The organism is Candidatus Angelobacter sp., from assembly GCA_035607015.1.
In the GTDB taxonomy this organism is placed as follows: domain Bacteria; phylum Verrucomicrobiota; class Verrucomicrobiia; order Limisphaerales; family AV2; genus AV2.
In genome coordinates this window covers 17,353-29,964 of sequence record DATNDF010000061.1, presented here as the reverse complement: position 1 = coordinate 29,964, position 12,612 = coordinate 17,353, and the positions used below count along the sequence as shown (strand labels likewise).

The 12,612-nt window shown below is 57.4% G+C and carries 12 protein-coding genes and 1 tRNA gene; 2 read left to right on the top strand and 11 right to left on the bottom strand.

Annotation, left to right across the window (positions count from 1 at the left end):
* The 11 genes from VN887_02545 to VN887_02495 form a co-directional block, all read right to left on the bottom strand.
* On the bottom strand, positions 1-922 hold a 922-nt coding region (locus VN887_02545), incomplete at its 3' end, for a hypothetical protein (GenBank protein ID HXT38879.1).
* Between the two features lie 376 nt (positions 923-1,298).
* Positions 1,299-1,372 (bottom strand) — tRNA-Gly (locus tag VN887_02540).
* A 69-nt stretch (positions 1,373-1,441) separates the two neighbouring features.
* Positions 1,442-2,344 carry a PfkB family carbohydrate kinase gene (locus VN887_02535; protein HXT38878.1) on the bottom strand — a complete coding sequence of 301 codons (903 nt, stop codon included), beginning with the start codon at positions 2,342-2,344 and terminating at the stop codon, positions 1,442-1,444.
* Positions 2,345-2,357: 13 nt separating this feature from the next.
* The gene (gene thiE, locus VN887_02530) at positions 2,358-3,023 is read right to left on the bottom strand and encodes a thiamine phosphate synthase (GenBank protein HXT38877.1); all 666 of its coding nucleotides are present in this window, start codon (positions 3,021-3,023) and stop codon (positions 2,358-2,360) included.
* A gap of 35 nt (positions 3,024-3,058) precedes the next feature.
* Positions 3,059-4,441, bottom strand: a complete 1,383-nt coding sequence (gene accC, locus VN887_02525; GenBank protein ID HXT38876.1) for an acetyl-CoA carboxylase biotin carboxylase subunit — start codon at positions 4,439-4,441, stop codon at positions 3,059-3,061.
* 67 nt (positions 4,442-4,508) lie between these two features.
* The gene (gene accB, locus VN887_02520; protein ID HXT38875.1) at positions 4,509-4,976 is read right to left on the bottom strand and encodes an acetyl-CoA carboxylase biotin carboxyl carrier protein; all 468 of its coding nucleotides are present in this window, start codon (positions 4,974-4,976) and stop codon (positions 4,509-4,511) included.
* A gap of 211 nt (positions 4,977-5,187) precedes the next feature.
* A complete protein-coding gene (gene aroQ / locus VN887_02515) occupies positions 5,188-5,637 on the bottom strand; it encodes a type II 3-dehydroquinate dehydratase (GenBank protein ID HXT38874.1) in 450 nt (149 codons plus the stop codon).
* Positions 5,638-5,655: 18 nt separating this feature from the next.
* Positions 5,656-6,543, bottom strand: coding sequence for an O-antigen ligase family protein (locus VN887_02510; GenBank protein ID HXT38873.1), 888 nt, complete (start codon positions 6,541-6,543; stop codon positions 5,656-5,658).
* A gap of 509 nt (positions 6,544-7,052) precedes the next feature.
* Entirely contained in the window at positions 7,053-8,084 is a 1,032-nt protein-coding gene (locus VN887_02505) for a hypothetical protein (GenBank protein HXT38872.1), read from the bottom strand.
* A gap of 54 nt (positions 8,085-8,138) precedes the next feature.
* The gene (locus VN887_02500; protein ID HXT38871.1) at positions 8,139-9,866 is read right to left on the bottom strand and encodes a GAF domain-containing protein; all 1,728 of its coding nucleotides are present in this window, start codon (positions 9,864-9,866) and stop codon (positions 8,139-8,141) included.
* A gap of 63 nt (positions 9,867-9,929) precedes the next feature.
* A complete protein-coding gene (locus VN887_02495; GenBank protein HXT38870.1) occupies positions 9,930-11,054 on the bottom strand; it encodes an LptF/LptG family permease in 1,125 nt (374 codons plus the stop codon).
* Positions 11,055-11,209: 155 nt separating this feature from the next.
* Here VN887_02495 and VN887_02490 point away from each other — a divergent pair, with 155 nt between their 5' ends.
* Together VN887_02490 and VN887_02485 are read left to right on the top strand one after the other, a co-directional pair.
* Positions 11,210-12,253: an Mrp/NBP35 family ATP-binding protein gene (locus VN887_02490; protein ID HXT38869.1), complete on the top strand. Its 1,044-nt coding sequence runs from the start codon at positions 11,210-11,212 to the stop codon at positions 12,251-12,253.
* A gap of 98 nt (positions 12,254-12,351) precedes the next feature.
* A complete protein-coding gene (locus VN887_02485) occupies positions 12,352-12,573 on the top strand; it encodes a hypothetical protein (GenBank protein HXT38868.1) in 222 nt (73 codons plus the stop codon).
* Positions 12,574-12,612 lie beyond the last annotated feature (39 nt).

Sequence of the window (12,612 nt, the reverse complement as noted above, 5' to 3'; positions counted from 1 at the left end):
CGCCGGTGATCTTCTTGCCCGCCTGGTCGTAGTGCGGCGTGCTGGTTTTAAGCTTGGGCTTCCACGCGCCCTTTTCATCCATCCGGCCGGAGCAGGCCGGGCCGCCATCGCGCCAGGCCTTGACGGCGTCGTAGAGCGCTGACTTCGAATAGTAGGTGACATCTTGAACGAGGAAAGCGCGGCCTTCAGCGTCCACCGGAAATTGCAGCTTGGGCAGCTTTGTGTATGCCGTCCCCTGCGCGTCCTTGGAGTCGAAGCGCGGCACGGTGTTAATCTCCATCGCGCCACCGCCCATGTTGCCGGGGCGCGCGTCGAGACCACGACCATAGATGAACGGATAGTTGAACAATTTGCCGATTTTGCTCCACGTCTCCGGGATGTAGTAGGCGATCGGGCCTTTGAAGTTGGCGGCGCTGAGGAAGCAGGTCCAGCTCTGGTCGCCTGTCGGCGGATCTCCGGTCGTGGGATCCGTGAAGGGCAGCGCCATCCAGGTATAGCCGAGGAACTCGCCATTGGGATTGCCCTGGAACGGCAGCGCATCGGGAGGAATCAGCAGGCGGTTGCTCAACTGCGCAATGCCGAGGCGATTGTCGGGCAGCGCCTCGTTGCTGTAAAAAAAGGACCAGCCGGGCGAGCCGACTTCGTAATCGTAGCATTGCGGCGTGGCGTTCATGCTGAACTTCGGCGGGCCGTAGCGGAAGTGGTTTCCGGCCCAGTAGCCCAAGCCGCCTTCCACAGTCTGGAAAACGCTGGTCCAAGTGGGACCGCGCTCCTTCCATTTGCGCGCCAGTGTTCCCTGCGGCGCGAGCGGTTGATCCTTGTTGTCAGAGTTGTCCGGCTGAATCCACGCGCTGGGCAGACCAATCTGGAAGTTTTCCAATGGCTGATCCACCAGCGACCAGACCGCAGAATAGAAACCCATACCCGCACTGTAACCGCCATCGGACGGCAGTTTATCGTGCCCGAAGCCGATGTAGCCGTGGAGTCCTTGGGAATGGGATGTTAGGTTGCCGCCGCCGCCGGTGGCTGGTTTTTGGGCGCTGGAGGGCGTGTCTTGGGCGGCACACGGCCAAGTCAGCGCGACGACAGCGATAAGGTGAAAGAGGTTTGGCACCACGAAAGCTTCGCATGGCAGACCGAATCGGGTCAACGAGGCACCTTGTTTCACCCGAGTAAGGAATCAAAAACCTGTGAAATATTTCAGAAACGAGGGCTTTCCGATAAAAAGAGAAACTACCTTCGCTTCAATGAGTTTACTGCACCCATACTGCACTTCTATGTAAGTCGTTGACTATCAATGGAGCGGGTGAAGGGAATCGAACCCTCGTCTCAGGCTTGGGAAGCCCGCATTCTACCATTGAACCACACCCGCTTCCGTGGCCATGCTTGTATCAGGGTTGCTCCCGTCGTGCAACTGCGCGGTTTTCGGGATCGCCTTTGTTCAAAACAGTCGAACCATTCGTTCAAGCTGATTGACGCGCTGATCGATAGCTGCACGCGTGATTCTTGTCGTGCGGGCCAGACCAAACCCTTCGCAACAAAAAGATGCCACTGCGCTACCATAGATCATAGCCCTTCTAAGGTTGGCATCCAAACCGCCCCTGCTTCCAGCGAGATAACCCATCAACCCGCCAATGAAAGAATCGCCAGCGCCCGTGGGATCAACGACTCTGTCCAGGGGAAACGCTGGCGAAATAAACATTCCGCTCGGTGAAGAAAGCAATGCCCCGTGCTCCCCTTTCTTCACAATCACATAGCGCGGTCCCAAACGGTGGATCTTTTTCGCTCCGGCGATCACGTTGTCTTCTTTTGTCAGTTGACGAGCTTCGCTGTCGTTCAGCACGAAAGCGTCAATACGGCGAAGAAGCTTGAGCAGGTCGCCCAAGGCGATGTTGAGCCACAAGTCCATCGTGTCGGCGGCCACGAATCTGGGGCGCTGCATCTGGTCGAGCACGTGATGCTGTAAAGCGGGCGCGATGTTGGCCAGGAGAACAAAGGGTGCTCGACGATAGGACGCCGGCAGGTTGGGTGTGAAGGTTTCGAACACACCCAGTTCGGTTGCCAGCGTGCGCCGATTGTTCATGTTAACTTCGTACTCGCCCGCCCAATGGAAGGTTTTTCCGGCCGACACCTGTAATCCTTCGAGGTCAATGCCGTGACGGCGGTAGAGCCGGACGTAGCGCTTCGGAAAATCGTCGCCTACGACGCCGACCAACTTCACCGGCGAGAAAAAACTGGCGGCGACGGCCGCATGGCTGGCCGAGCCCCCGAGCAGGCGCGGGTTATCGCGGCAAGGGGTCTTGATGGAATCAAGCGCGGTGGAACCGACAACAAGAACACTCATACAGATTCAAACTTCACAATGCCGGGTCTCGCGGCGGCGCGGAACGTAGTTGGTTCTTAAAGTTCTGGCAAGCCTCGACAATATCAGGCGCGCTCAAAATCGCCGACACAACACAGACACGTCGTGCGCCGGCGGCAAGGACATCGTCGAGATTTTGCAGGTTAATGCCACCGATGGCGAACCAAGGGATTCTGACGTTGGCAGCGGCCCAGCGAACGTAGCTGAGAGTGACCGGCCTCGCGGCGGGCTTCGTATCGGTCGCGTAAACCGGCCCGATCGCAATATAAGCGGCGCCCGCAGAGATGGCGCGTTCCGCCTGCGCTGGCGCATGCGAACTGAGGCCGATTTTAAGTTCGGCCGATTGTGGAATGACTTGAGCGACATTCGAGCGCCCGGCGCCGAAAAAATCCTCCTGTCCCAGGTGGCATAGCGGCGCGCCGACCTCTGCGGCGATTTGGGGGTGGTCGTTGATGACAAACCAGACGCCCGCCCGCGCAGTGACCGGTACAATTGCTTCGGCCAGCCGACGGATTTCCGTCCCTGGCAAGTTTTTGGCACGCAGTTGGATCAAATCCGCGCCGCCATCGCAAAGCTGGCCGACAACATCGTGTACGGGGCGGTTGCGAAGGTAAGCCGTATCAACAAACGTGTAGAGCCGGCATTCTGAAAGTGGTGTCACGGCGACCTGAGCCACGGACGGGAGCGCAACATGTGTTACGCTTTGTCTTCGATCAATTCGCGTCGCGCACCGCCCAGCAGTTGATCGACGAAATTGGTTGAATAGACGCCACGGCGAAAGTTCGGATCCTGGAGAATTGCTTGCTCGAAAGGGATGGTGGTCTTGATGCCCGTAATCATGTATTCGCCTAGCGCACGGCTCATTTTATCCATCGCTTCACGCCGATCCTTCCCGTACGTGATAAGCTTGGAGATCAGTGAATCATAGGTGGGAGGGATCGTGTAGCCCGCGTAAGCGTGGCTGTCCACGCGCACACCACGTCCGCCGGGTTGATAATACATTTCGACCCGGCCCGGACAGGGGCGAAAGTCGTCGAACGGATCCTCGGCATTGATGCGACACTCGATGGCATGGCCTTTGAAGGTGACGTCGTTCTGTGAAAGCTTCAGTGGCTCACCCATGGCGATCAGGATCTGGTGTTTGACGAGATCCAAGCCGGTGACTTCCTCGGTGATTGGGTGTTCGACCTGAATCCGTTTGTTCACTTCGAGGAAATAAAAGTGACCGCTGTCATCCACAATGAACTCAACCGTCCCAGCGTTGGTGTAGTGGGCGACTTCGGCGATGCGGACAGCGGCTTTACCCATTTTTTTACGCAGATCCTTGAATTTATTCTCGATGAGCGGTGACGGCGTCTCTTCGACAATCTTTTGATTGCGTCTTTGGATCGAACAGTCCCGTTCCCCCAGATGGATGATATTGCCACGATTGTCGCCAAGGATTTGGAATTCGATATGGTGGGGCTTTTCAATGAATTTTTCTATGTAAACCCCGGAGTTCCCGAAGGCCTTTTCCGCTTCACTGCGGGCCGTGTGGTAGCCCTTGATCAAGGAGATGTCATTATGCGCGACGCGCATGCCGCGTCCCCCACCGCCGGCAATCGCCTTGATCATGACGGGGTAGCCTATCCTCTTGGCATTGATAATCGCGTCCTGCTCGTTCTCCACCATACCGTCGGAGCCCGGTGGCGTGGGAACACCGGCTTTCTTGGCCAATGCGCGGCTTACCGCCTTGTCCTGGAGCGCGTTCATCGCGCGCGAACTCGGGCCGATAAACCGGATGTTGCAATTCTCGCAAACGTCAGCAAAGTGCGCGTTCTCGGATAGAAAGCCATAACCGGCGTGAATGGCGTCAACATCTGTGATCTCCGCCGCGCTAATGATGCGGTCGATGCGCAGGTAGCTTTCGCTGCTGGGCGCCTTGCCGATGCAAATGGCTTCGTCGGCGAGCTGCACATGCATGGAATTGGCGTCCACTTCCGAATAGACGGCCACAGTGCGGATGTTCAGTTCCTTGCACGCGCGGATGATCCGGACGGCGATTTCGCCGCGGTTTGCCACCAGGATTTTTTCAAACATGTGCCAAAGGTATTGCGTCCGAATCGATCAACGGCAGCCGGAGACTGTTGACACCCGTAAGTGGAAATCAAACGGGCCGGATTTTGAACAGAGGTTGGCCAAACTCGACTGGTTTCGCATTCTCGACCAGGATTTGCGTTACCACGCCTTTGGCTTCGGCCTTGATCTCGTTCATGACCTTCATTGCCTCAATGATGCAAACGACGGTCTCTGGGTTAACCTCAGTGCCGATTTCAACATACGCAGCGGATTCAGGAGATGGCGCGCGGTAAAAAGTGCCTATCATTGGTGATTTGATTTCCAACTCGGTGCCCGCAGTCGAAGCGGGGTGTAATGCAGTTTGCACAGGATGCGGCGACAACTGTGTGGCTGGCGTCGGCACGCCCATTCCTTGTAAGTCCTCGTGAGATACACCCGGTCCGCCATTCAGACCGCGCTTTAACCTTATCTTAAAATCCTGTCGTTCGAGCTCGAACTCCGATATGGAGTTCTTCTTCATCAAATCGATAATGGCCTTAATGTCTTTTATATCCACAGACTACTCCGATTCGAAATCACCGGGGTATTGAAACTACACGCATTTGATCGCCATTGGCGCACGTGCAGCAGCGGGCAATTCGACTCTGCGCGAATTCGGTTCTGAATTGGCTGCGAGACTAAACTTGTGCCGCACCCCCGTCAAGTTGGTATTCTAAGGTTAGGTCCGGTAAACGAATTAACGCAATAAATGACCTTAAATACGCAATTCATGTGCGCTTTGCGTGGTCGTTAATGTTAACGGCAGCTTCCAAAGCTAAAATGTAGGAATTCGCTCCAAAACCTGCAATTTGCCCAACACAAACCGGCGCAATCAGTGATTTCTTACGGAAGCTTTCGCGTGTATGCACGTTTGAAAGGTGGATCTCGATTGTCGGTACGCCGACCGCCGATATCGCATCCCGTAACGCTACGCTAGTGTGTGTGTAAGCCGCTGCGTTCAAAACAACCACGTCGAACTTGCCCTTTGCCGCCTGAATCCAATTGACCAATTCCCCTTCGAGGTTCGATTGCTTGAATTCGACCTTTGAGCCCACGTTTGTCGCCCTCTTCCGCACTTCAGCTTCTATCTCCGCCAGCGTTTTTCGTCCGTAAATCTCCGGTTCGCGTTGACCTAACAAGTTTAAATTCGGACCGTTAAGAAAAAGTATCTTCATCAAGATGCCGAAGATAGTGCGTCAATCTGGCCTTGTCGATTCGAATTCCACTCCAGTCAGCCATCCAAAAAAAAGGAATGCCGGCCACGCAGTGGCCGGAATATACAAGCCGAACTCCACGAGCCCTTGGAGAGACCATCCGAGCAGACCAATCCATATGCAAAACCGAGTCAGGTCGGCAGTGGATTTACGATACAGAAACGCCAATGATCCGATGATAAAAGTCGAAAAAGAAATGAAACCAATCACGCCAGAATCTGACGCTTGCTCCAGGAAATTATTATGCACAAGCCTGGTCATTTCCGACTCCGGTGCTTTGATCTGTCGGTAGAGAATAGAGAAAGTTCCTGGGCCAGTGCCGACAACCGGGTGGGTCTTGGCAATCTGCCAGGCCGCCTGCCAATAATCGAATCGAGCACTGACGCTGGTTGCGCCCCGGCGAAAGTATTCTGAAAACTTGATGAAAAACCCGGTCAGTCCGGCCAAAAAAACGAACCCAACGATCACGAGCTTGGTTTGTCGGCTAAAAGGGAGCCGGAGCAGTAGAGTCAGGCCGCATGCCAACGTGATCAGCAAACCCGATTTCGATCCCGACCAGTATAGACAGGCGCAACCGGCATAAGCCAGGAGACCCACCAGGACGCCGCGTATAACGTTGTTGAGTGGCCTGGTCATTTCGAAAAGCACTGTCAGCATTACCGGCAGGAAGAGCAGAATTGCGCCGGCAAGGGCGTTGGGATAGACCAGAGTCGAGAATATGCGATCGCTGGCGATGCGCCTTAGATATTCTGTCGGGAGTTCTTGCCAGCCAGGTTGCTGACGAATCATTTCTCGTGTCGATTCCAGTCCTCCGAAATGCTGCCCAAACCCCATCCAAAGGACCCACGCAAATCCCAAAAGAACGAACAACCAAAACCAGTTCAACCGTCGGACGCGACTTAATGCAAACAAACCGAGATAATAGCAGACCACGCAGGCGGCGAAGTGAAAAAGCGTCGCCTGTGTCAGGCGAGGTTCAACAGTCCGGGCGGCGGAAGCGAGTTGCCACAGGAACCAGATCACCGGAAGGACCGACAGCCACCGAGGTGCCGTGGTCTTGAACCGGACCAGCGGTGCTGCGCCCAGCGTCAGAACTGCCAACATCCAGTAACCCCACCCAACCGGCCATGGAGCAAAGACGTATTCCCAAAAACCTTTTGGCGGTTCAACCAGTCGGTCCAGGATGATCGGATTGCCGAATTTCAGAAGCGACAGTCCCAACCATGCGCCCAATAAGCCGGCAAAAACTCCCGGCCACGCCGGCTTGCCTGACCAGTGTTCTGAAAGTCCTGTCGGCATCGGAGAATTGAGCTTATGCCCTGACTAGGCCATTTTTTTGCGTGACGGCTCGAAGTATACTGCAACGCCGCGGATCACGTTCATAGTCTCAGTTTCAACAGGACCACTTCCAACGCGAGGGCTTCTTGAACATTGCTGGCCAGCAGCCGCTGCGTTTGCTCCAGCATTTGGAGATTTTCCAGAGCATCCCTCGAAGAGATTCTCCTGGCCAAAGCCGCAGTTGTATTCGTCAACTTCGCGAATCCCAGCATTCCAGCGGGCAATGCCAGGGTTTTTAGCCAGACATCACGGAACCACCACTGTATCGTGCCAATCAGGTCCATGCGCTGTCTTCGATATTCGGCCTCTACGGCAGCCGACAGTTGTTCTTCCCATTTCTCGCGCAGCGGAGGGTCAACATCCTCATAGCGCTCCAACGGCGAGCATACGGCAAGCGCCTTTTCGATCCCCGCCTTCGTTTGGGCGAGACGTGACATCAGATTTCCGAGCAGGTGGTATCGGCCCAACACACCTTTCGATCCGGTCGCCATCGCGTCGCCGAACTCCGCAAGCCAGGCAAGTTGTGCTTCATCGCAATGTGGCCCGACAGCACCGGCAAAATTCAGCCTCAAACACCGGGACCTGATTGTTTCCAACACCCGTTGGGGTTCCGTTGAAAGAAGAATGAGGACCGACCGGGGCGGCGGTTCCTCCAACGTTTTCAAAAACGCGTTGGCTGCCTGTACGTTCAACCGGTCAGCGCCAACGATCACGGCCACTTTGAACACGGCTTCCGTTGGCTTGAGATGCACTTCTGCCATCAGATCCCGCACCTGGTCGATGGTAACGACGCGCAGCTTCGACTCCGGGCGCGCCCAATGAACGTCGGGATGAAGCATCTCGTCAATGTGCCGGCAGCTTGGGCACCGGTCGCAATTGTCGATGGCACTGCCAGACTCGCTTCTTCGCGGCTGCTCGCAATTCAGGGTCTTGGCCAGCGCCCGAGCCATTGCTTCCAATTCCGCCAGGTCACCGCCGGTAAAAAGATACGCGTGCGCCAACCGGTCCCGCGCGAGGCTTCGTTGCAGCAGTTGAACAACCTGCTGTTGTTCGGGGAAATCAGTGAACGACATGGCGGGGTTATAGTAAACCGTCCGCGCAAAGCCACAAAAAACTGGCGGATTCCGTCAGAGCGGCAGCGCGATGCCGATCGTCGTGCCACGACCGCGACGCGATTTGATCTCGACCCGCCCGCGATGCGCCTCAACGATGCGACGCACGATGGCAAGTCCCAGGCCGGTGCCTTTCCGCTTTGTCGTGTTCAGCACAGAGTCGAACGCCCGTTCGCGCTGTTCCTTCGTCATGCCGTGACCTGTATCCTTGAACTCGACGATGACTCGTGTGGGGCCGGTGTCGGTACCGGCCGGACGAAGAGCGCGGGAGACGATGGTCAGCCTGCCTCCCCGGGGCATGGCCTCGACCGCGTTGAGAATCAGATTCAGGAAGGCTTGTTCGAGTTGCGCCGCGTCCGCCATCGCTGGCGGCAGATTCGGCTCGAGTCGGTGGAGTAGCCGAATGTGTTGTTGTGTGAGTTTGTGCCTCGTCAACAAACCAAGCTCCTCAATCAACTCGTTCAAATTCACCGGCATGGGCTCTGGCTCCGCCGTCCGGGCAAAATCGAGGATATGTTCCACGATTCTGTTCAGGTGTTCCATTTTTTCGCCCATGATGGCGGCGTCCTTCGCGCGCGGGTCGCCTCGCGGGAATTTCAAATCCAATGAGTGATAGAGCATTTTCATCACCGTGAGCGGGTTGCGGATTTCGTGGGCGACTTCAGCCGCCAGCAGGCCGAGCGCGGACAGTTTCTCATTTTGCCGCATCTGTTCCTCGACATCGACGATCCGTTCGTACAGCCGGGCCTTTTCGATGGCGATGGCGGACAAATCCGCCAGCGCGGACAAGATGCGGATTTCCTCGTTGGAAAAGACATGCGGCACACCGGTGTAAACGCTCAATGCGCCGATGGCCTGGCCCCCAAACACCAATGGCACGCCCAACAGCGAAATCAGTCCTTCCCGCCGCGCGATCTCGACGTTTTGATAACGGCTCGAAGTTTGCACGTTCCCAACCTGGAGCGGCTTTTTCCGCCGTACCACAATGCCCAGCAGACTTTCGGCGACGTTGAGCCGTGGTTTGTTGACGTAGCTTGCGCCGGCGCCGCAGCTCGCCCGCAGGTCGAGCCATTCTCCACTGTCATCGAGGAGAAGCAGTGACGCCACTTTGCCCGTCATCAACTGGCAGGCCTGGCGCGTGATTGCCGTGAGCGCGTCGTCCAGGTTCAGCATGGAGTTGATGGTCTGGCCAACATTGACCAGTGACTCGAACAGCCGCGCTTTGAGGCGCAACTGTTCATACAACCAGGTTTTGTGAATCACCTTCGCCGCCTGCGCGGCGAGTTCTTCGAGCAAAGACTGGTCCTCGGCGCCGAACGCATTGAGCCGGTCGGAATCAACGTTGAGTACGCCGCGCAGTTCACCGTTCACTTCGAGGGGCACGGCGAGTTCGGACCGGACATGTTTGCGCACTGGGATATAACGAGGATCCTTCAAGACGTCACCTACGCGGGCCGGCCTGCCGGACCTCGCCACCCAGCCCGTGATCCCTTCACCGAGCCGCAATTTGAGCCGGGAGGCGTTGGGCGGCAGGCCGTGCGAGGCTTCAATTTCAAGAAAGCCGGTTGTCGGATTGAACAGCGCCACCGAGCCGCTGGAGGCGCGCATCAGACGCACGGCTTCCCCCAGGATCAAAGCGAGGGCCTCACGCGGTTCGAGGGTGGAGTGAATGACGTTGCCGACCTGGTGCAGCAGGCTGAGCCGTTCGTAGCGGACTTTTAGTTCGGCCAGTTCGTCGTTCACAACCCGATGTTAAGCACGGCGGCCTGCAACGTAAAATGTCAATCGCGGATCGGAGACTCCGGTTCATCGGACCCGCGCGGTAAGCCAGATTCCGGCCCCGGCAAAAAGCGCATTCGGCAACCAGGCCGCGATCTCGGCCGGCAGTTTCCCGCCCGTGCCGAGGGCCAGACTGAATCGCTGAAGGATGAAATAGGTGAAGCAAATGAAAATGCTGGCAGCGACTCCGGCGAAAACATTGCGCCGGCCCGAGGGTGCGCCAAACGGAATGGCAATTAATACCACGATCAGGCACGTCCACGGCGCCGCAAGTCGTGCGTGCAGTTGCGTGTCGAGCAACGCGCGATCGGCCGGTCGCAAGCGGGGATGCAGTCGCTTGTAATCGAGAATCTCCTCAATGGAGAGCTGGGGCCTTTTCGCGGCCTTGATGCTGCTGAGCTGGCTGATCTTAATTTCACTTTTGATCTGTTCGGGGGTCTCGGAGAATTCGGCCACCGCCAGCACGTTCGTCTGCTCCCAGACCTTGGGAGAATCGGGCGAAGGGTCGGGAACTGATTCGCGGACGTTGAAGAATGTCCAGACACCGTTGCTCCGGATACCGCGTTCGGCGAGCATCTGGCGGCGCGAGCCGTCGGGCAGCCGCCATTCGACATAGGGCTCGATCATTTCGCCGGTCTCAACGTTATAGGCGCGAATGCGCCAGAAGCGATCATCGCCGTCGTTGCGGAACTTCAAGTCGGGCTGCCACTGCTGATCCCGGGAACCCGCCGGCACGGCGGTGTGCTGCTTGCGGATCCGGTCCGCGCGTTCGGCGCTGTCCGGCAGCCACTCCTCGTTCAGCAGAAACAAGAAGGCGCTGCAGCAAATCCCGACGACCAGGTACGGAACGCAGAGACGCCAGAGACTGACACCGGCAGCGCGCATTGCCGTCAACTCGTGATGTCGCGCGTGATTCGTGAGGGCGTACAGCAGCGCGAGCAACAGCGCGGCGGGCATCACGATTTCCTGGAGCAGTCTAGGCGTGATGACGATGTAATATTCGGCGATCTCCAGCGGCTTGAGCTTGTCCTGCTGAAACGCGCCCAGTTCGGAGAAAAGATCGAAGGCGATCCAGAAGACCAGGAAGCCGCCAAGACAGTAGCCCAGTGGGACGAGCAGTTCGCGCAGAAGGTAGCGGTCGAGGAGACGCATCTGCCGCGAAGGGTAGCCGGGGCGGAAGTTCAAAGCAAGCGACCGCCCGCCCGGAGACGCGGAAGGATAGTTCGCATCGGCGCGCGGGGCACACAATGTGCAGCGACCCTTGCTTTCCGGACGGCAATCAGCAATCGTTCTTTCGATATCGAATCATGTTGAACGAAGAAGTCGTCATTGAAGCGCTGAAGGCCGTGAAGTATCCCGGTTATTCACGGGACATCGTGTCATTCGGGCTCGTGAAACAGGTCGCCGCCGGAAGCGGCGCGGTGAGCGTGATTGTGCAGTTGACGGGTGGAGACGCGGAGATCGCCCGCCAGATCAAGACCGGCTGTGAAGCCGCGATCCGCAAGCTTCCGGATGTGCAGCATGTGTTCGTTGAAGTAAAGCAACCCGCCGGTCAACCGGTTGCAGCCGGCGCCAATGCGTGGTCGGGCCAGAACAAGGTTCCCGGTATTCGTCGCGTCGTCGCCGTGGCCAGCGGCAAGGGCGGCGTCGGCAAGTCCACCCTCTCCGTCAACCTCGCCTGCGCCCTCAAACACCTCGGCGCGGAGGTGGGCTTGCTGGATTGCGACATCTACGGCCCGAGCATCCCGCTTATGATGGGAATCAATCGGAAGCCGACCCTCAGTCCTGAAGAAAAGCTGACACCGCCCGCCAGCCATGGCGTGAAACTGATGAGCATGGGGTTTTTGCTCGAAGGGGATCAGCCGGTCATCTGGCGCGGGCCGATGATCATGAAAACGATCCAGCAGTTTGTCACGCAGGTGGACTGGGGACAGCTGGACTATCTGCTCGTGGATCTGCCGCCCGGCACCGGCGACGCGCAGCTTTCGCTTTGCCAGACCGTGCCGTTGGACGGTGGCGTGATTGTGACCACGCCGCAGGAGGCTTCGCTTGGCGTCGTTCGCAAGGGCATCGCCATGTTTGCAAAGGTGAACGTGCCGATCCTGGGCATCGTCGAGAACATGAGTTACTTCACAACCCCGAACGGGGAACGCGTCGAGATATTCGGCCACGGCGGCGGGCGGGCCGAAGCAGACCGCCAGAATGTTCCGTTCCTTGGCGAAGTTCCAATTTACACCGAAATCCGGGCCGGCGGCGACTGCGGCGTGCCGGTCGTGGTTTCCAGTCCCGCTGCACCTTATGGACAGGCCTTTATCGCGGTTGCGGAGGCCTTGCGTGAGAGGATGGGCTGAAGCCGGGCAAAGACGATGACGTGCCCGCTTTATTTTGGATTGTCAACGCCGCGGGCAATGTTACATTCCGGTGAACTCAGATGGTTTAACCGTTAGGTATGAGCGACAGACCAGACGCCTCGGCCAACGACCTGGTAAAAAACTCGAATCTTTATCGCGAGTTTCAGGCCGAGCGCGAAGAGATTCTGAAACATAAATGGATCGAGTCGGAGAAGGCGGGCTACGACATCGGGTTTGAACGTGCCTTGACGGATTGGATCGTGAAGCATCGCTCCAAGTGGCGCAGATCCCGGCAGCCGCAGCAGCCGCAAACCAACTGACGGGTTGCCGGACGGGATCCTTTAAAGCGGCCCGGTGAG